This is a genomic window from Pseudoflavitalea rhizosphaerae (genome assembly GCF_003991355.1).
GTDB lineage: Bacteria > Bacteroidota > Bacteroidia > Chitinophagales > Chitinophagaceae > Pseudobacter > Pseudobacter rhizosphaerae.
In genome coordinates this window covers 195,190-214,851 of record NZ_RCSU01000006.1, presented here as the reverse complement: position 1 = coordinate 214,851, position 19,662 = coordinate 195,190, and the positions used below count along the sequence as shown (strand labels likewise).

General features: G+C 45.7%; 21 protein-coding genes and 1 tRNA gene. 11 read left to right on the top strand and 11 right to left on the bottom strand.

Annotated features, from left to right (window positions below; all coding sequences use genetic code 11):
- The first annotated feature begins 31 nt into the window (after positions 1-31).
- The 4 genes from D9Y29_RS12535 (at position 32) to D9Y29_RS12520 (ending at position 3,089) form a co-directional block, all read left to right on the top strand.
- Positions 32-610, top strand: coding sequence for a MarC family protein (locus D9Y29_RS12535; protein ID WP_127128584.1), 579 nt, complete (start codon positions 32-34; stop codon positions 608-610).
- 6 nt (positions 611-616) lie between these two features.
- Positions 617-688, top strand: a tRNA-Arg gene (locus D9Y29_RS12530).
- Positions 689-1,201: 513 nt separating this feature from the next.
- Complete coding sequence (locus tag D9Y29_RS12525; protein ID WP_127128582.1) at positions 1,202-2,125, top strand: helix-turn-helix domain-containing protein; 924 nt, start codon at positions 1,202-1,204, stop codon at positions 2,123-2,125.
- Between the two features lie 127 nt (positions 2,126-2,252).
- Entirely contained in the window at positions 2,253-3,089 is an 837-nt protein-coding gene (locus D9Y29_RS12520) for an SDR family oxidoreductase (protein WP_127128580.1), read from the top strand.
- A gap of 59 nt (positions 3,090-3,148) precedes the next feature.
- On the opposite strand, the gene D9Y29_RS12515 is transcribed toward D9Y29_RS12520, so the two are convergent.
- Positions 3,149-3,646, bottom strand: a complete 498-nt coding sequence (locus tag D9Y29_RS12515) for a DUF2911 domain-containing protein (RefSeq protein WP_127128578.1) — start codon at positions 3,644-3,646, stop codon at positions 3,149-3,151.
- Between the two features lie 72 nt (positions 3,647-3,718).
- On the opposite strand from D9Y29_RS12515, the gene D9Y29_RS12510 reads away from it, so the two are divergent.
- Positions 3,719-4,243, top strand: coding sequence for an NHL repeat-containing protein (locus tag D9Y29_RS12510; RefSeq protein WP_127128576.1), 525 nt, complete (start codon positions 3,719-3,721; stop codon positions 4,241-4,243).
- 49 nt (positions 4,244-4,292) lie between these two features.
- Here the strand turns inward: D9Y29_RS12510 and D9Y29_RS12505 are convergent, their stop codons facing one another.
- The 8 genes from D9Y29_RS12505 to D9Y29_RS26540 form a co-directional block, all read right to left on the bottom strand.
- Complete coding sequence (locus D9Y29_RS12505; RefSeq protein ID WP_127128574.1) at positions 4,293-5,513, bottom strand: acetyltransferase domain-containing protein; 1,221 nt, start codon at positions 5,511-5,513, stop codon at positions 4,293-4,295.
- A gap of 107 nt (positions 5,514-5,620) precedes the next feature.
- Entirely contained in the window at positions 5,621-6,301 is a 681-nt protein-coding gene (locus D9Y29_RS12500; protein ID WP_127128572.1) for a hypothetical protein, read from the bottom strand.
- Positions 6,302-6,436: 135 nt separating this feature from the next.
- Positions 6,437-7,792 (bottom strand): TolC family protein, encoded by a 1,356-nt coding sequence (locus tag D9Y29_RS12495; RefSeq protein WP_241237909.1) that lies wholly within the window; start codon positions 7,790-7,792, stop codon positions 6,437-6,439.
- Between the two features lie 70 nt (positions 7,793-7,862).
- Entirely contained in the window at positions 7,863-11,030 is a 3,168-nt protein-coding gene (locus D9Y29_RS12490; RefSeq protein WP_127128568.1) for an efflux RND transporter permease subunit, read from the bottom strand.
- Positions 11,031-11,054: 24 nt separating this feature from the next.
- Complete coding sequence (locus D9Y29_RS12485; protein ID WP_241237908.1) at positions 11,055-12,143, bottom strand: efflux RND transporter periplasmic adaptor subunit; 1,089 nt, start codon at positions 12,141-12,143, stop codon at positions 11,055-11,057.
- A 105-nt stretch (positions 12,144-12,248) separates the two neighbouring features.
- Positions 12,249-12,641, bottom strand: a complete 393-nt coding sequence (locus tag D9Y29_RS12480) for a hypothetical protein (RefSeq protein ID WP_127128566.1) — start codon at positions 12,639-12,641, stop codon at positions 12,249-12,251.
- A 245-nt stretch (positions 12,642-12,886) separates the two neighbouring features.
- Positions 12,887-13,297, bottom strand: a complete 411-nt coding sequence (locus D9Y29_RS12475; protein ID WP_164735388.1) for a DoxX family protein — start codon at positions 13,295-13,297, stop codon at positions 12,887-12,889.
- A gap of 27 nt (positions 13,298-13,324) precedes the next feature.
- Positions 13,325-13,501, bottom strand: coding sequence for a hypothetical protein (locus tag D9Y29_RS26540; protein WP_164735387.1), 177 nt, complete (start codon positions 13,499-13,501; stop codon positions 13,325-13,327).
- Positions 13,502-13,711: 210 nt separating this feature from the next.
- Between D9Y29_RS26540 and D9Y29_RS12470 the strand changes: the two genes are divergently transcribed.
- The 6 genes from D9Y29_RS12470 to D9Y29_RS12445 all read left to right on the top strand — a co-directional run bounded on the left by D9Y29_RS12470 (position 13,712) and on the right by D9Y29_RS12445 (position 17,895).
- On the top strand, positions 13,712-14,776 hold the full coding sequence (locus D9Y29_RS12470; protein ID WP_127128562.1) for a sensor histidine kinase: 1,065 nt from the start codon (positions 13,712-13,714) through the stop codon (positions 14,774-14,776).
- Positions 14,763-15,464, top strand: a complete 702-nt coding sequence (locus D9Y29_RS12465) for a LytR/AlgR family response regulator transcription factor (RefSeq protein WP_127128560.1) — start codon at positions 14,763-14,765, stop codon at positions 15,462-15,464. The genes D9Y29_RS12470 and D9Y29_RS12465 overlap by 14 nt, the downstream gene beginning before the upstream one ends.
- A gap of 25 nt (positions 15,465-15,489) precedes the next feature.
- Positions 15,490-15,927 (top strand): DUF1801 domain-containing protein, encoded by a 438-nt coding sequence (locus tag D9Y29_RS12460; RefSeq protein WP_127128558.1) that lies wholly within the window; start codon positions 15,490-15,492, stop codon positions 15,925-15,927.
- A 20-nt stretch (positions 15,928-15,947) separates the two neighbouring features.
- Complete coding sequence (locus D9Y29_RS12455; protein WP_127128556.1) at positions 15,948-16,517, top strand: Crp/Fnr family transcriptional regulator; 570 nt, start codon at positions 15,948-15,950, stop codon at positions 16,515-16,517.
- Positions 16,518-16,609: 92 nt separating this feature from the next.
- Complete coding sequence (locus D9Y29_RS12450; protein ID WP_127128554.1) at positions 16,610-17,380, top strand: type 1 glutamine amidotransferase domain-containing protein; 771 nt, start codon at positions 16,610-16,612, stop codon at positions 17,378-17,380.
- 221 nt (positions 17,381-17,601) lie between these two features.
- Positions 17,602-17,895, top strand: a complete 294-nt coding sequence (locus D9Y29_RS12445; RefSeq protein ID WP_127128552.1) for an NIPSNAP family protein — start codon at positions 17,602-17,604, stop codon at positions 17,893-17,895.
- Here D9Y29_RS12445 and D9Y29_RS12440 read toward each other — a convergent pair.
- Both D9Y29_RS12440 and D9Y29_RS12435 read right to left on the bottom strand, forming a co-directional pair.
- The gene (locus D9Y29_RS12440; protein ID WP_127128550.1) at positions 17,882-19,342 is read right to left on the bottom strand and encodes a serine hydrolase domain-containing protein; all 1,461 of its coding nucleotides are present in this window, start codon (positions 19,340-19,342) and stop codon (positions 17,882-17,884) included. The genes D9Y29_RS12445 and D9Y29_RS12440 overlap by 14 nt on opposite strands.
- Positions 19,290-19,517: a hypothetical protein gene (locus D9Y29_RS12435; protein WP_127128548.1), complete on the bottom strand. Its 228-nt coding sequence runs from the start codon at positions 19,515-19,517 to the stop codon at positions 19,290-19,292. Before D9Y29_RS12435 ends, D9Y29_RS12440 begins: the two co-directional genes overlap by 53 nt.
- Between the last annotated feature and the right edge of the window lie 145 nt (positions 19,518-19,662).

The following is a 19,662-nucleotide window of genomic DNA, read 5'->3' as shown; positions in this document are numbered from 1 at the left end:
ATCATGTATATTGTTATACAAACGAAATACTATGAACTGGTCGGCGGATCATTTGATCACAGTCACTTTCACGCTGTTTGCGGTGATAGATATTTTCGGGTCCATTCCTTTACTGATCTCACTGAAGCAGAAAATGGGCGGCATTCATGAAGCCCGCGCCACCATGATTTCCGGTGCATTGATGATCGTTTTCCTCTTTGCCGGTGAAAAATTCCTGGGAGTACTGGGATTGGATGTAGGCTCATTTGCTGTAGGCGGATCGATCGTGATCTTTATTTTGGGTCTTGAAATGGTGCTGGGGATCGAATTCTTCAAAGCGGAAGGCGATAGTAAATCCGGCAGCCTGGTTCCCATAGCATTCCCGCTGATAGCGGGTTCCGGCACATTGACCACCATCATTTCACTCAATGCGAACTATGATAAATGGGAGATTTTGATCGGGATCCTGGTGAATCTGCTGATTGTTTACCTGGTTTTAAGATCATTGAACTATATTGCGAAACTTTTAGGACAAGCCGGATTGTTGGCAGTGAGAAAGTTTTTTGGCGTAATTTTGCTCGCCATTGCCGTAAAGATATTCGCAACGAATGTGGGAGGTCTGATAAAGTAATGATTTGGTCTCGTAGTACAATGGATAGTATGAGAGTTTCCGAAGCTCCAGATCCAGGTTCGATTCCTGGCGAGACCACAAATTTTTTTCGAAGATGCCGGTAAGATCGGCATCTTTTCTTTTTTAGCTAGTTTGGTTGTCCCAATGGTTGACCCTAGCCTTTCTGTGGGGGCAATACTGCCGCTCTCCCCTTACTACTCCTCATTTGTCTTATTCCTCTTGCCATCGAAAATTCAAGGATTTTTCCTGAGATGTTAGCAGGTGAAACTTTAACACCTTAATGAGCCTCCATGCTGGGCCAGCAAATCACAATTGATCTTTATTACCTGAAAGCCATATTTTGAAAGAGCTTCCTCATTTACATTCTTGTAATACATAGTTTCCTTCAAATTAGTCAAGGTGTATTCTGGAAGAATAATTGTATTATTCAATCGAAGGAAATTCACATGTTGCGCAGACAAGGTAGTTTAGAAACAAATTCTGAAAAAAAGGAATGCAGCAGGTGACATTACCCTGCTGTTTTCCATTCCGGGATCATTTAATATCTCCTTGTCAGAAAAATGTTTGATTTTTGCAATTCAAGCAATTCCCATGGCAAAAGCACAATCACTCGAAAGTTTCTACCAGGAAAAATTCAACTGGATGCCCGGTAATCTCCAGAGAGAGATCGGACATTTCAATGTTTTCAGGCTGGAAGACTGCATTGGAGAAGGAAAACATGTACAATACAGTCGCAAGGATTTCTATAAGATCTCCCTGGTACGTGGCAACTGGTTATATCACTATGCAGACAAATCCTTGAAAGTGTCTGGCCCAACACTTCTCTTTTTCAACCCAACCGTCCCCTATACTTTTGAACTATTGTCGGATGACCCTACCGGCTTTTTCTGCATTTTCAGGGAAGGCTTCTTCACCCAACATCTGCGCAACGGGATGAAACAATTTCCCATGTTCCTGCCAGGTAATAACCCCGCTTACAAGCTGAATAAATCGCAGGACAAACAGGTATCTGCCATTTTCAGCAAAATGCTGCAGGAGATCGGCTCAGACTATGTTTACAAATATGATCTCATCAGGAATTACACAATGGAGATGATGCATTACGCCATGAAGATCCAACCCACAGAAACATTGTACCAGCATACAGATGCCAACGCAAGGATCACTTCCGTTTTTACAGAATTACTGGAAAGACAATTTCCTATCGAATCCTCCTCACAACGATTTCAACTGAAGTCTGCAAGAGATTTTGCCGATCAGCTCAATGTACATGTGAACCACCTGAACAGGGCCATCCGCACCGTAACCGGCAAAACCACAACAGATCTTATTGCAGAAAGGCTGACTACGGAAGCCAGGGCACTACTGGTGCAAACCAACTGGAATATTTCTGAAATAGGCTATAGCCTTGGCTTTGAAAGTCCCGCGCATTTCAATCACTTCTTCAGAAAACAAACCAGCCTTACTCCCTCCACTTTCAGGAAAGCCCCCTCTCCTGTCACCCAGGCCGGTTGAGCTACAACCGGATTGTTTGAATTATACAATGATCAGTTTGTTATCGGCAATGTTCATGGCCGGTACCCGGCCTAATTTTGTGTTCAGTTTCATGAAATAATAAAACTAAAATTTTAAAAAAATGAACATGAAAAATAAAGTCTGGTTTGTTACAGGAGCGTCCAAAGGACTGGGATTATCACTGGTGAAAGAATTATTGATCAAAGGTTACAATGTTGCAGCCACTTCCAGGAACATTTCAGAGCTCAGCAAAGCTGTCGGCAACAACAGTCAATCATTCCTTCCGCTACAGATGGACCTGGTGGAAAATACAAGCGTTGCGCAGGGTATTCAAAAAACCATCGATCAATTTGGCAGGATCGATGTAATTGTGAACAATGCAGGCTTTGGCCTGGTGGGCGCCATTGAAGAATTGAGCGATGAGGAAACAAGGTTGAACTTCGACGTGAATGTTTTCGGAACGCTGAATGTACTCCGTGCAACATTACCATACATGCGCAAACAGGGATCCGGCCATATAATGAATGTGGCTTCCGTAGGTGGTTTAGTAGGCACTTTCCCCGGATTTGGCATCTACTGCGCCACCAAATTCGCCATGCATGGATTTTCAGAATCACTGAGCGCTGAACTGAAAGAGTTCGGTATCCAGGTAACTGTAGTTTCTCCCGGATACCTCCGCACCAATTTCCTGGGCGCAGGCTCCCTGGTTGTGCCGAAAAATGAAATTCAGGAATACAGCTCCGTAAGGGAGGCTCAAAACCTTCACCAGCATAATATCAACGGAGCCCAGCCCGGAGATCCGGATAAAGCCGCCAAAGTGATCATCGAAGTGGCTGAACAAGAACAACCGCCACTGCATCTGTATCTCGGCGCAGACGCATACGGAATGGTGGAGTCGAAATTGAAAAATGTAAAAGATGAAATGGAAAAAGTGAAAACACTGGCCACTTCTATCAATTACTAAACAAAACAAAAAGCCGGACCTTGCAAGATCCGGCTTTCTTATTTCCTTTGTATATTAGTTTACTTCACTGGCACTTCCACTTTAGTCTGGTCCCACTCCAGCAATAGCTTTCCTTCCGGCAGGGTAATGGTCAGCTTTTCAACGGGATCGCCGCCGATCTTAGATGATTTCACTTTTACTGACAACACATCTTTTCCTTTTATCTGTTCATATTTATAAGAACCCCATTGCTTCAGTTCACTGTTCAGAATGAATGTCCATTCCTCTTCTCCCGGAATAGTGAACAATGAATAAGTACCAGCTTTCACAGGCTTTCCTCCAAACGATCCATCCTTCGTGAATGTGATCTCAGTAGCTTCGTTCGCACCAGTGCGCCACACTTTTCCGTAAGGGACCAATTTGCCGAAGATCTCCCGCCCTCTTTTGGAAGGCTGGCCATAACTTATTTTGACATCGTTACCTTCTGCGGTGATCCTTGGGCTCTTGGGTGCGTCCTGGGAAAAAGCCACTGTGCTGCTGCCTGCAATAATTGCTGCTGTCAGAATTATTTTGTACATGTTTTGTATGATTTAGTTTTATTGAAAATAGCTATTATTTTATACCCGGAATACGACTAAATGATAAACGGAATGCGCTGGCTTAAAATAATTTTCTACCTGTTCGTACCTCTTACCATGGTGATGGGTGCGTCCTTTCTTCTACAGGAAGTAATAAACAATGATGCTGTAAGGACGGACCCTGGCTTCAAACAGGCCCAATGGCCTGCATTGCCCGCCACAATTATACCTGGCAATCCCACAGGGCTCGGCATAGACACCAATCAGAACATCGTGGTTTTCCACAGGGCCGGCAAAGAATGGCCACTCCTCGGGTCCATCTCCAAAGACATCATCAAAGACAATACCATTTTGATCATCCACAACAAAACAGGTGAACTTCTTTCCAGCCGGGGAGGCGAAATCTTCGTGATGCCGCATGGACTTACCACCGATAATGAAAATAATATCTGGGTGAAAAACATCGCGGGTCAGACATCGATGTGTCAGACACCATCGGCATCGCAGTCAACAGATTCGGAAGAAGCAGCGGGATCCAGGAGCAGACTTGCTGGTTTCACGACATTGTCATCGACAAAGAACAAAACATTTTTGTAAGCGATATCCTCAACAACCAGGTCCTGAAATTCGAACGCATCACGAAACCTTAGAAATAACTCAACCATTTCTTACTTCCCTGGTTCATCTGTTTATATTTACTGAATCTCAGGCAAAGCGGATACAATATGGCCAGGGTCACCAACCAAATCAGGTATACCACAGGCAGCCCAAATCCATAGCCCACCAACTGAGCATTAGCCGTAACCCAGGTAGTGAAATTCACCATATCCGATGCCGGCCTTCCGGATAGCATCGCTGCCAGCACACCAAAGCCATGGATCAATGGGATATGCAGGAGATAAAAGAACATTGGCACCTTTCCGAATACAATCACTTTTGAAGTAAGCCAGCTCAACGGCTTCTCTGCATACGCCAGGAACAGCAATGCCGGTCCGAGTGTCATTAATATGAATAAAAGAGAAGGTGGATACTTCGATACATTCACAAATGAGAAAATGGTAAAAAGAAAATCCTTTTGTACTGCCCAATGTGCAGGATCGCCATATTGATCGATGAGGCGAAGTACAATGAATAAGAGAATGGCTCCAATACCAAGATTCCGTAGTATCCTTTTGCGATAGCCCGCATCAACTGCCGCACCATACAATGTCCCGAGACAATATCCAAGAGAGATGATACCAATATAAGGTAATACAGGATATCCGATTACCAGGTTGAATGGTCCCAACCGGTAACCTGTAAAATTGGGTTCGTGCAGCAAAGACCAGAAAAGATCGGAAGCCGTATGTTCCGTGCTGTGGATCCCATCCAGCGCATTATGCCCGAATACGATGAACAAACCGAGAAACAATAAAACAGTACGAGGCAGATGGATCAGCAATGCCAGGGCCATCATACTGAATCCCAGCGCCCAGATCACCTGCAGGATGAATACCGGGTAATGCGGATTGAATGTCCAGGCCAATGTTACATACACCAGCTCCAGCAGCACCAGCCAAAGCCCGCGGGAAAATAGAAAAATGGATAGACTCCTGCGATCATGTTTCATTCCATATAAACAGGCAGCAACACCGGCCAGCAAAGTAAAAACAGGCGCACAATAATGTGTGATCCACCTGGTCAGAAAGATAGGCACGCTGGTATGCTGTAAGTCAGTAGGATCGTGAATGTAGGAGTATGCGTGAAAATAATCGCGCACATGATCGAGACACATGAACACGATGATGAAGCCCCTAAGCAGATCGATAGATTCGATCCGGCGACTTCTCATAGCAGAATGGGCAAGGCCCGGAACCGATTTGGTCATAATATCAGGTTAAGGTTACAACTTGATAAATACACCTGCTGTTGCAATTGGTTCGCCAGAATAAATGAAAAAAGATAATTGACGCAATTATACCTGCTGAGGTAACTCTATTTAATACTATAATCCTGCAACTCTACTACTGAAGTTACAGAAACCGGAATTCCGGGAGGTGTTTCGCTATCGATCTTAATGATGCCAACACCTTTTGCAACATAATAATCATAGATCATAAAATCTGTGGTGCCAACAACGGGCATTTCATACGCCAGGGTCAGCTGAGTATGGATCACATTGGTATAATTTTTTCCGGCCACGGTCATTGAGAGATCGCGTTCGATGATCTTACCGGGAATCTTGGCAGTAAAACCGCCCCCCTGTCCACCATTGAAATCCCAGGTATAACCAGCCGCTTCTTTGTCGTTCAGGAACAACATAGTAAAATCGAAAGACGCACCGGTATTGGGTGAATTGCCAGATTGCTTTATATAATAGTTGGCGCCTTTTTGCGCCATAAGCCCTTCCACAACTGTTCCCTGGAAATCGCTGGTCACCACGGTGAAGTTTATATTATTTACCGTTTGTTTCCGGTCAGTGACAGTCATGGTATATTCAGCATCTGCAAAACCGGTTTCTTTATATTTCCAGGTAGTGCCTTTTGTAAGAGGCAGGTAGGTATCTGCTGCGCGAGGATTGTTATCATCATCACCCGGCAATTCGCCATCAATATCTTTCTGACAACCGGTAACAAAGATCGACAGGATCAGGCTATACAATAAAGTTCTTTTCATAACAATCGATGTATTGGGGTTTATCGAAAATACCAAATTTCCCACTTTTAAGCAATGCATCCGGCTGAAGCAGGGTGGGCAGCAGTTACAACAAAGCCGGCTCCAGGGAGCCGGCCTTCAACTAAAACGTATACTCTATCTCCAACCACCGCCCAGGTCACGATACACATTCACTGCGGCATTCAGTTGTTGCTTCTTTGTTTCGATCAATTCAAGCTTTGCTTCCAAAACATCCCGCTGCGTCATCAATACTTCCAGGTAATCAGCCCTTGCATTTCGGAAAAGATCATTCGCAATATCGATGGACCTCGTGAGTGCACTCACCTGCTTCGACTTCAGGCTATAACTTTTTTCAAGGTTGCTGATATTTGACAATTGATTGCTCACTTCCAGGTAAGCATTCAGAATTGTTCTTTCATAATTGTAAACTGCCTGCAATTGTTTTGCATTGGCGGTATTGTATTCAGCCTTGATCGCATTACGGTTGATCAGTGGTGCGGCCAGATCACCCGCCAGTGAATACAGGATCGATTCCGGCATCTTCACCAGGTAGGAAGGTTTGAATGCCTGCAAACCCAGTCCTGCAGATATTTCCAGCGTAGGATAGAATTCTGCTCTTGCTACTTTCACATCCAGTTTGGCCGCAGCCAGGTCCAGTTCTGCCTGCTTGATATCCGGACGGTTGGCCAGCAACTGCGAAGGAATTCCTGTACCCACTGTTGCAGGAAGCAGATCTGCATAATTGCTTTGATCTCTCGTGATAGGTTGCGGATAGCGCCCCAGCAGGAAATTGATCCTGTTCTCTGTTTCCCTGATCTTTTGAAGGATCTCGAATTCCATGCTCTGCGACTTCAACACTTCCGCCTCAAATTTTTGCACCGCCAATTCCGTAGCCCTCGATGCTTCCTTCTGGATCTTCACTACTCCCAGCGCATTTTGCTGCAATTCGATATTCTGCTTTACGATCGTTAGCTGATTGTCCAACGCCACCAGTTCGTAATAAGAGTTCGCTACTTCTGCAATGAGATTGGTGAGCACAAAATTCTTTCCTTCTACAGTAGACAGGAACCTGTCTATGGCGGCCTGCTTTGAACTGCGTAGCTTTTTCCAGATGTCTACTTCCCAGTTCGCGAAAACGCCAATATTGAAATCACCCAGCGGGTCCGGCATTTCTTTCCCTGGTTCTATTTCTGTACTTGCATCGCCTGCACCCTGGCTCGTATATCTTCCTACCTTTTCCACGCCGGCGCCTGCCTTTGCTCCCACCATCGGCACTAATGCACCCTGCCGAACACGGATATCATTCCTCGCTATCTCGATCTCCTGCAGCGTGATCATCAGTTCCTGGTTGTTCTTCAGTGCTGTATCGATCAGGTTCACCAATGCCGGATCCCTGAAAAAACTTCTCCAGGGAACTGCGGCTGTATTGGTTGTATCACTGTGATCATTATACGCAACAGGAACTGTCTTGTTTTCATCGCGTGATATCATGGCAGGCGCTTTACATCCGGCAATTGCCAGACAAAAGCTTACTGCCGTAATACAGTGATGTATCCTGATTTTAAACATTGTGATCAATTTCTTCTGTTAAAGGATTTTCTTCTTCATCTCTCACCAGCTTCCGGCGCGCCGCTATCTTTCCGAATATGAAATACAATCCGGGAATGATCAGTACGCCGAAAATAGTTCCGAACAACATACCACCAGCGGCAGCCGTACCAATGGTCCTGTTCCCGATCTTACCCGGACCGGAGGCAAACACCAGCGGGATCAAACCTGCAATGAATGCGAAGCTGGTCATGAGGATTGGACGGAACCTGGCTTTGGAGCCTTCCAGCGCCGCCTCGAAAACTGAAGCGCCTGCACGATGCCGCTGCACAGCAAACTCTACGATCAGTACTGCATTCTTTCCCAGCAGACCTATCAGCATCACCATGGCCACCTGTGCATAGATATTGTTTTCGAGCCCCGTCAGCTTCAATAAAAGGAAGGCTCCGAAAATACCGGCAGGCAAAGAAAGGATCACTGCCAGCGGAAGAATGAAACTTTCGTATTGCGCAGCAAGGATCAAATAAACGAAGCCAAGACAGATAAGAAAAATATAAACAGCCTGGTTACCCTGTGCTACTTCATCCTTAGAAATGCCCGCCCAGTCTATCCCATAGCCACGTGGCAAAGTTTGGTCAGCTACTTCATTGATCACTTTGATGGCAGTACCGCTACTGAAACCCTGAGCCGCAGCGCCACTGATCTCGGATGCGGTATACATATTATGTCTCGTGATCTCGGACAAGCCGTATACTTTTTCCATTTTCATGAATGCAGAAAATGGAACCATCTCCTCTTTATCATTCTTTACATACAATCTCAGGATATCTTCCGGCAAAGCCCTGAACTGAGGCGCAGCCTGAACGATCACTTTGTATTGACGACCATATTCGATGAAGCTGATCTCATAGTTACTGCCCACCAGTGTTGAAAGCGTATTCATCGCATTCTCGATGGTAACGCCCTTCTGTTGTGCAATATCATTGTCCACACTAAGCAGGTATTGCGGAAAACTGGCGCTGTAGAAGCTGAACACGGAAGAAAGTTCTTTTCTCTTTTTCAATGCTTCCACAAATTCATTATTCACTTTTTCCATTTTGTGGTAATCGCCAGATCCCGTTTTGTCCAGCAAACGAAGCTCGAAACCACCGGCTGCACCATAACCAGGAACAGCGGGCGGCTGGAAGTATTCAATTTTGGCGCCAGCGATGTCTTTTGATTTTTCTTCCATTTCCTCAATGATCTCCTGCACGGAATGCTTACGCTCCGACCAACTCTTCAGGTTGATCAGACAGGTACCCGAGTTGGCGCCTGTACCTTCCGTCAGGATCTCGTATCCAGCAAGTGCAGACACAGACTGTACTCCTTCTACCGTTTCTGCAATCTTCTGCAGCCTCTCAGTGATCTCATTCGTTCTTTCCAGCGATGAACCGGGTGGCGTTTGAATGATAGCGTAGAACATGCCCTGGTCTTCATTCGGAATAAATCCGGAAGGAACTTTACCACTCAGGAACCAGGTGCCTGCACAGAACGCCCCCAGCATGAGCCAGGTGACCAACCTCCTGTTCACGATCTTCGAAAGCGTGCCCAGGTATTTTACTGAAGTACGATTGAACTGATGATTGAAGCCATCGATGAATTTGTCAGCGATGGATTTCTTTTTCAGTTTTCCATGATTGTTCTTCAAAATCATGGCGCATAGGGCAGGCGTTAACGTTAGCGCCACCACTCCGGACAAAATGATGGCAGTAGCCATGGTGATGGAGAACTGACGATAGAACAATCCAACAGGTCCGGACATGAATGCCACAGGAATGAATACCGCCGCCATAATGAAGGTGATGGCAATGATGGCTCCCGCAATTTCATGCATGGCCTTTTTTGTGGCCCGGTACGGCGACAAACGCTCTTCCTCCATCTTCGCATGCACTGCCTCTATCACAACGATTGCATCATCCACTACCACACCAATCGCCAGCACCAATGCAAACAGCGTGATCAGGTTGAGGGTGATCCCAAAGAACTGCATGAAGGCAAATGTGCCTACCAGAGAAACGGGAACGGCCATCGCGGGGATCAGCGTAGAACGCCAATCCCCCAAAAAGATGAACACCACAATTCCGACCAGGATAAAAGCCTCCACCAGTGTATGTACCACTTTGTCTATAGAAGCATCCAGGAATTTGGAAACATCATAGCTGATCTCATAATCCATTCCTTTGGGGAATGAACTGGCCTTGATCTCTTTCATCTTTTCCTTCGCTGCTGCAATCACCTGGCTTGCATTACTGCCGTAAGATTGTTTCAGCACGATGGCGGCAGAAGGTTTTCCGTTGAGGTTGGAATAGATATCATACATGGAGCTTCCGAACTCTACGTCCGCCACATCTTTCAGGCGGAGGATCTCTCCATTCGGGCTGGAGCGCAGGATCACATTTTCATACTGTTCCTTATTCCTGAATCTTCCGGTGTATTTCAATACATACTCAAAAGACTGCGAACGTTTACCGGAGCTCTCGCCGGTCTTACCGGGCGAGGCTTCCAGGCTTTGCTCACTGAGTGATTTCATCACTTCATCCGCAGAAATCTTGTAAGCCAGCATGCGGTCGGGCTTCAGCCATATACGCATCGCATACTCACGGTTACCGAGGATATCTGCATAACCTACGCCGTCCACACGCTTCAGTTCAGACAGCAGGTTGATATCAGCAAAATTGAAAAGGAATTTCTGGTCTGTGGCGGTATCTGTACTGTACACGTTGATGTACATAAGCATGTTGGACTCTTCGCGTGTGATCTTCACTCCTTCACGCACCACCAGCGGCGGTAACTTGTTCACAACCGAAGCCACACGGTTTTGCACGTTCAGGCTCGCCACGTTTGGATCTGTGCCCAGGTTAAAAACGATTTGAAGGCTGGCCTCGCCATCATTACCGGCATCAGCTGTCATGTATTTCATTCCCGGCACACCATTGATGGCCCGCTCCAATGGAATGATCACAGATTTGATCATCAGTTCGCCATTTGCACCGGGATAATCCGCCGTTACATTTACCTTGGGCGGAGAGATAGACGGGAACTGGGTTACAGGCAATCCTGTAATGGCCAGTACACCCAGGAACACGATGATAAGTGATATAACGATAGACAGCACCGGCCGCTGTATGAACTTATTAAACATTGAACTCGCAATTAGGGTGAACTACTATTCCGCTTTTAATCTCAAATGTGAAATCACTTGCTTCGGTTCCAGGTATTCAAAGTTGACATGATCTTCCTCTTTTACTTTCTGCACCCCTTCAAGCAATATCTTTTCATCGGCCGCCAATCCTCCTGCCAATACATACAAGTCAGGTATTTCAGCAGCAACGGTAATGTGGCGCGACCTCACCCTATTGTCTTTACCCACTACAAAAACATATTTTTTGTCCTGAATTTCATAAGTCGCTTTTTGCGGAATGATGATGGCATTTTTCAGTGGCATCGTCATCATCACTTTTCCTGTTTCCCCGTTTTTCAGCAGCCTGTCGGGATTCGGGAACCTGGCCCTGAAAGCGATATTCCCGGTTTCATTATCGAATTCGCCTTCGATCACTTCTACTTTTCCGGGGTATGGCAGCAGCGATGCATTCGCCAGAAGGAGGTTCACCTGCGCATGTGCACGGCTTTTGGAATTGGTCTGGTATTCCAGGTATTCCGGTTCTGACACATTGAAATAAGCGAACATCTGGCTGTTATCTGAAAGACTTGTCAGCAGCTCTCCTTCATCGATAAGGCTGCCGAGTTTTTTGGGGAGACGATCGATCACACCATCAAATGGAGCGCGGATCTCCGTAAATGAAAGATGCAGTTTTGCCAGCGCCATCTCAGCTTTGGCCTGGTCCAGCTTTGCCTGCGCTACTGCCTGTTCATTCCTGGATACGATATTCTTCTCCACCAGCGCCCTGGTATTCTGCAGTTCGATGTCTGCCGCTTTGGCTTCCGCCTCAGCCTTCATCAGTTCCGCTTCATACAGTTTGGGCATGATCTTGAAGAGGAGCTGTCCTGCTTTCACAGATTGCCCTTCATCCACATAAATATTTTCCAGGAATCCTTTTTCCTGTGCCCGGATCTCGATGTTCCTGACAGACCGGATCTGCGAAACATACTCTTTCGTAAAGGAAGTGTCCAGCATTACCGGACTGGTTACAGCAAATTTGCTGGCCTCTTCTCTTTCCTCTGCTTTAGTGGTGCAGCTTGTCTGATACAACAGACACAACAAGCTGGCGAACAAAACGATTTGTTTCATTGACATTAGTGAAAATTGAGCGATTAAAACCCTAGGTTAAAGGCATGGCTATACTGTGTGTAACCCACAATTTGATTACACCATTGATAGCCGATGCTTATTGTTCAGTGATCAGATCCTTAAAGCCCGTTGAGCAATGTATTTACAAGGCAAATAGTTGCCGCCAGGCAAGCAATCGCTCAGGCAACCGTAGAGGTAATTTTGAAAGAAGGTATGGGTAGGAACAGAGAGATACCCGGTAAGTAGTTTATATTTTCTGGCGATGTTGTGATTATCGTTTTCTACTATTTCCTCGAAGACCAGGTCCTGTTGATGATCAAGGGCATGTATGATCCTGATGGTACCCTGATCTTCTCCTGACTGGCTGCCCCTGGCCTCTTGTGTTTTCCTGAATTCCTGCTCTGCCAGAAAACAGGTGGTATGCACCAGTTTACCTGCAGACACCTGATCAACCCCTCGCAATAAAAGGGTAAACAGGAATATGAAAAAAAAGGCTCTCTTCATTGGGCTATCAAATACGTAAAAATCTTGAGGCACAAAATTCAGGACTTTTCTGATTTCATTTGCTATGGATATATCAAAATCAGGTTAATAAGAGGTTAACGAACTCATTAACAACAAACCGCAGCCCCCTTTACCGGAACTGCGGCGAAACCGGAATGGTCCGGCATTTATCTAAACTCACCAGTCACATTTTTTCAGTTTCAGGGGCAATTCCTTTGATCCCGGAATTGAATCAAAAAGGGAGTTTAGAAAGATTTCTGTGAAGGATTATTCCCGGCAGCCGCTACCACCAGCAAGGCCATGATCAACGCAAAACTGTACTCACAGCCGCCGCTTCCATGTTCTCCCACAAACCATCCTCTTTCAATATGGATCAATGCACAGCCCGCCAGTAACAACACAATGAATCCTGCCGAAATACACCTGATATAACGACCTGCAATAAGCGCAATTCCACCAATGATCTCAAAAAAAGTTATCATCCAAACAATGGCCGTTCCAAATACCAATCCTTTATTGTTGAGATATCCTGCAAACTGTTCAACCGAACCACTAAGCAACAATCTTACTACAGCATGGGCCAGGAATATCAATGCAACGCTGTATCGCAGCAGCAACAGGGATTGACGAATTGAAATAAAAGGGAAGCTTTGCATACACATTGTTTTGAAGGTCTTTCAAAATCATTCCGGCAGGTACAGGATCGCAATCTTTGCACTGGCTCCCTGCATGATGCGGGACTGTGACCAGAAATCCGTGTTTCCGGGTTCAGGATCGCCTGGTTCAACTGGAGTAACAGGTTTTATTTCCAGGAATATTCCCGTCATCAACACCAGGAACGGGGGTAAATATTTTTTCATAAGGGAGAACTAAATGGTTATCCAAAACTAGCAACAGCCGTGATTATCCGCCGGACTGTACAAACGGTTATGCATACCGTATGTTGAAGGATTCCACTATTTGATGTTCTCACCACGGCACCAGCAGCCGGATCCCAAACATTCATAGACGCTTTCCTGCCGTTCACGAAGCTATTTGGGCAGAAAAGCGGTTTTACCGATTTTTACCTGATGAAGAAAGCGCTTCCGCATGTTTTGTTCTGGCTTGGATACTGGGCCCTGCTGGAGTATTCTGAATTCCTTTGGATGAAGAACTATATGCCGGACTGGGCGATGAATAAGATCGCTACCCGGTCTGTGATCGGTTCATTCCTGTACGGGCTCGTGCATCTTTCTTTTGCTTATTATCTTACCTATTTTGCATTACCGAGGATCGTGAAGAACAAACAGTCGATCTTAATAAATATTTCGCTGATACTTATTCCCTATGTTGCTGCTATCTGTTCCATTATCGTGCTGGCACATCATGTGGTGCTCCCATTGGTATATGAAGGAGCGGTGCCGCCCGCCCGCGCATTCTTCGATCCACAAAAATTCTTCAGCCTCATGATTGAAGTGGCTTTCCCCGCCGGGCTGCTCCTGGCATTCCGCCTGGTGAATACCCAGCTGGCCGCCAGGGAAAGGGAGAAAGAACTACTGAAAGAGAAACTCAGCACAGAGTTGAGATTGCTCAAAAGCCAGCTCAATCCTCATTTCCTTTTCAATACCCTGAACAATATCTATGCGCTTACGCGAAAGAAAAGCGATCTGGCCCCGGAAGTAGTACTCAAACTTTCCGAGCTGCTCAGCTTCATGCTCTATGAATCAGGAAACGATACCATTCCCCTCTCAAAAGAAGTTAAGTTCCTGGAAGACTATATCGATCTGCAAAAGATCAGGTATACAGACGAACTAACCGTAACCTTCAATCGAAATATCGATCAACCATCCCAGCCCATCGCTCCTTTATTATTATTACCCCTGGTGGAGAATGCTTTCAAACATGGGGCCAGTGAAAATCATTTCGATTCCTTCATACATATCGACCTTACGGTAAAGGAAGGACTATTGAATTTCCGTGTGAAGAATAGTTTCGAAAAGAATGGAAATCAGCAGCAGACCAACAATATCGGGCTCAACAATACAAAGCGTCAGCTTGAACTGATATACAAACAACAGAAGCTGGAGATCGATCCATCAGAAAATGTTTTCAGCGTAACACTTTCGGTAAACCTGAACAGCTATGGAAAAATTTAACTGCCTGATCATTGAAGACGAACCCCTGGCCGCAGAAGTGATCCAGGACTATATTTCACAGGTCCCCTTTCTCGAATATGCCGGTACCTGCCGTGACGGTATTTATGCTATGCAGGTACTGCAGAAGGATAAGATCGATGTGATGTTCCTGGATATCCACCTGCCGAAGATCAAGGGGCTTGATTTTTTACGCACCCTGAAAAATCCACCGCAAGTGATTGTAACCACTGCGTATCGCGACTATGCGATCGATGGCTATGATCTCAATGTAGTGGACTATCTCCTGAAACCTATCCACTTCAACCGCTTCCTTACGGCAGTGAACAAACTGAAAAATCAGCAGGCTCCCGGTAGCGTTCCTCCTTCTTCAATTATTGAACAGGCGCATATCCTCATCAACATCAATAAGAAAAAGATCAAGATCGGGTTAAACGATATTCTTTACATCGAAAGTAAAAAAGAATACATCAGCATCGTTACAACCGAGAAATCATACATCACCAAATGTTCATTGACGGAAATGGAAATGCAGCTGCCAAAAGATAAATTCCTGCGGATCCACCGAAGCTTCATCGTAGGCAAGGAAAGGATCACAGCTTTCACCTCCGTTGCAACTGAGATCAGCGGGAAGAGCCTTCCCATCGGCAGAAGCTACCGGGACCTGGTGCAACAGGTACTTTCAAAATAGAAGGGATTTTTGTAACTTGACTTTCATGGCTACACGGAATATCCATCCAGATTTTCTTTTCCTCCTGGAATTCAAAGAAACCTCTTTGGTCCGGTTGTATAAAGAACTCCGGACCTTCATACTGGATATCTACCCTGCCAGCAACGAAATGCTCTATCATACGCATGCACTCACCAGCACTTATTCCATTTCGGACAAACTCGCTGACTCCTTTTGCATGATCCCCATTTACACCAATCATCTTAATCTTGGTTTCAATAAAGGCACCCTGCTCAAGGACCCCCATCAATTGCTCACCGGAACAGGTAATCTGATCCGCCATATCCCCATTGAAACCGTGAAGGATTTCAACAACAAGAAAGTGAAGGACCTGGTGAAAGCCTCGGTGGAATTTGCTATCCGGGATATGGACAATCCCACTAAAATCACAGGAACAACCATCTCGAAAATAAAAGCTAAGTAATTCCGTAGATTCGTACCCGAATGAGTACAATCCTGCGCCAGCACATAGAAAAGATCGTTCCCTTATCGGATGAAGAATTCAGCCGGGTAATGTCCCATTTCAAAACGCGAAAACTGAAAAAACACCAGTTCCTGCTACAGGAAGGTGATATGGCGCATGCTCATTTCGATAATTTTGTTGTATCCGGGCTGCTGAAAGTATACCATACCAGCGATGACGGCCATGAACATATCCTTCAGTTTGCCCCGGAAGACTGGTGGGTGGCGGATTACAGGGCCAACTATTTTGAATCACCTGCAGTGGTGAACATCAGTTGTGTTGAAAACAGTGAACTGCTTACCATCAGCTATGCGAACAGGGAGCGGCTCTGCAAAGAATTCCATAAGCTGGAACATTTCTTCCGGAAAAAAGCAACCGGAGGTTTTGTATCCCAGCAGAGGCGCATTCTCTCGCTGCTCAACAACAATGCAAAAGAACGCTATGAAGAGTTCCTGAGCCTTTACCCCGGCCTCAGTCAGCGACTCTCCAAAACCCTGATCGCCTCCTACCTCGGCGTGTCCCGCGAAACCCTCAGCCGCCTGTCCGATTAAAAACTGTGATCTACCTCACAGAAAATTTGTGACCTGCCTCATTGGCCACCCCTGCCCGACGCCCCAACTTTGTGCTGTAATTCAAAAGAGAAATGAAAAAGATACAGACAGTTGCAGTGGCGGTGGCAGCATTATTGCTGACAACCTTTCACCTGGAATCAACAGCTCAAACAAAAAAATCAATTACCATGAGCAAGAAAATTTTATTCGTTGTTACGAGTCACGACAAAAAAGGAAATACCGGGGAGCCAACAGGCTACTATCTCGGAGAGGTTTCCCATCCCTGGGAAGTGCTGCATGATGCCGGATACGAGATCGATTTCGTGAGTCCCAAAGGAGGTAAAGCACCCGTTGACGGCTTCGACCTGAATGATCCTGTCAATAAGAAATTCTGGGAAGATCCTACTTATCATGCAAAAGTGGAAAACACGATGAAACCATCGGAAGTGGACCCTTCAAAATATGCAGCTATCTTTTATGCAGGCGGTCACGGCGCCATGTGGGACCTGGCCGATGATAAAGGACTGTCCGATATTGCCACAATGATCTATACCAATGGTGGCATTGTAAGCGCCGTTTGTCATGGTCCCGCAGGTCTGGTGAATGTAAAAGACGCCAATGGGAAATACCTGGTGGACGGGAAGAAGATCAACGCTTTCACCAATGAAGAAGAGGAAGCTGTAAAAATGGAAAAAATAGTTCCTTTCGCACTTGAATCCAAACTCATTGATCGCGGGGCAAAATTTGAAAAATCAGGTCTCTGGCAGAATCACGTTACTGTTGATCAGCGCGTGATCACCGGCCAGAACCCGCAATCAGCCAAATCTGTGGGCGAAGCTATTTTGAAAGAACTGAAAAAATAAGCGGTACAAGTTCATAATTCGCCGGCGGGGTTTCAGTTCCCTGCCGGCATTTTTTTGTCATGTTCCATCCCTCCGCGGCCTGATACGGCAATTCTTCGTAATAGTAGAAAAATAGACAGCCGGTTACTGCGGATTGAAATAACTTCGAAAAGCAATTCAACCTATCTCAGCTTCATATCGCTCCAATACCCATCGATTATTCAATCATCAAACTCATAACAATGATCATTGTACACGACATTTTCGTTTGCAAGCCAGGCAACGCCTCCAAACTCGCAAAGAAATTCAAGGAAGCCATGGCAGGTTATTCAGAAATAAAACATATCATGACCGATGTAACCGGCCAGTTCAACAGGGTGATACTCGTTTCAGAATACGAAAGCCTCACAGCCTATGAGCAAAGCTGGAAAAAATATGAGGAAGACACAGAAGTCAACCGAAAAATGCAGGAAACAATGCAGGGATATACCGATATGTACCTTACTGGTTCCCGTGAGATATTCAAGGTTTGGTAAGATCAGCTGTTGTTAGCCGTTGCAGGAGCATCGCACCTTGCTTGTCTGCCCCCACTGTGCTGTTCACCAGGATAACCACCGCCACTTTCTTTTCCGGGGCTACACCCAGGTAGGAACGAAAGCCACCTGATGCTCCGTTATGGAAAAGCGCGTTGAGTTTTCCATATTTCAACAGCACCCATGCCATACCGATATGAAAATTCTTGTCTGAAAAAGTGGTATCATGCGTAAGCTGTATTGCTTTTTCCAGTTTTTTGTTGGGCGCATCCCATTGTGCCTTTGCATATTTAAGCATATCGGCAGCGTTGGAGCGCAATCCGCCTGCGCCCTGGTAAATTGGAGGCAGGTTACGGGGAAAATGATAACTGCCATCTTCATCATACCCTTTGGCATAGGCTGCGGAATCCTGCTGACGGATATCGATGCGTATATTCTTCATCCCCATCGGATGTGCAATGAATTTTTGCACCATCTCTTCATAGCTCATATTGTAGGTCCTTTGCATTATGGTACTGGCCAGTGCAAATCCGGCATTGGAATACTCGCTCTTCAAACCCGGCTCCCGCGTGAGTTTCAGGTGCTTCAACCAACCGAAGAATTTTTCAATGGGATAAATGATGGTCCCATTTTCATCGATCCTTTCATCTTTGAAATCCGCCGGCATCCGCGGTAAGGCCGATGTATGGTTCAGCAAATCTTTTATGGTAACAACACAGCCATTGAATTCCAGGGAAGGAATGGAATCAGGAAGATATTTGTTCACCGGGTCATCCAGCTTCACCTTACCCTCTCCTATGGCCAGCGCCACGATAGTAGCAGTAATGGTTTTACTGATCGATCCCAGTTCAAACAGCGTATTGCTGGCCGGAATATTGTGCTTTGTTTTATCAGCCTCTCCGTAACCATAAAACCAGGTTGTACCGTTCTTCAGGATGCCGATACTTGCACCTTCTGTTCCTGCCTGCTGCAAGTAGGTCCTTACGATGGAGTCAACTATTTTGTCCTGCTCCGTTTTCAAAGGATTATTGTGCGGGATCTTTTCAACGCCTGCCCTTGGGGCGATATATTGCCTGAAGAAAAAAGTAGACACTTTATCGCCATCGCCCAGTCCTATCGCCAATGTCATCGGCTTCGTGGCAAATATGCCTTTGTAAAGGATCACGCCATCTGCATTCCTTTCAAAGATGATCTCCTTCAGTTCGCCCAATGGGAAAAGAGACTTTTGTGTAACGTTGATGAATTCTTCTTTTTTGATTGCATTTTTGAAATCCTGTGCCGTGAGATCATACAACTTTTCTGCATCTTTTTCATTCACGTATTTTTTTGTCAGCGCAGCAACAGAGTCGGTCCGCTGTTGAAGGGTTCGCTGTGCGAAGCCTGTCAGGGATAGCACGCTAAGCAATAAAATGCAGGCAGATTGTGTCAGTAGTCTGGAGAGGATTGTCATTTTGCAGAATTTTTCTGTAAGGATGATCAAATATGGCAATTGTTACGGGCTTTTCAAAGCTGTATTGATGACCGGTAGCGATGATAATCCGAATCGCCTGTTTTTCATACCAATGCTTATTTTTTTTATATTTGACAAACATTCCTTTCCCGGTAACCGGGACCAGCTGCTGCATTCCTTTCGAAATACTTACTCCAAACCAGGGACCGCTCTCCTTTTGTTTGCCAGTTGCCCTGAATCAGCCCGGACCTTTAACTGTAACTATTAACACATATGATCATCAGCAGCACTGACGGGATATGCAGGCTGCGATTAATCCG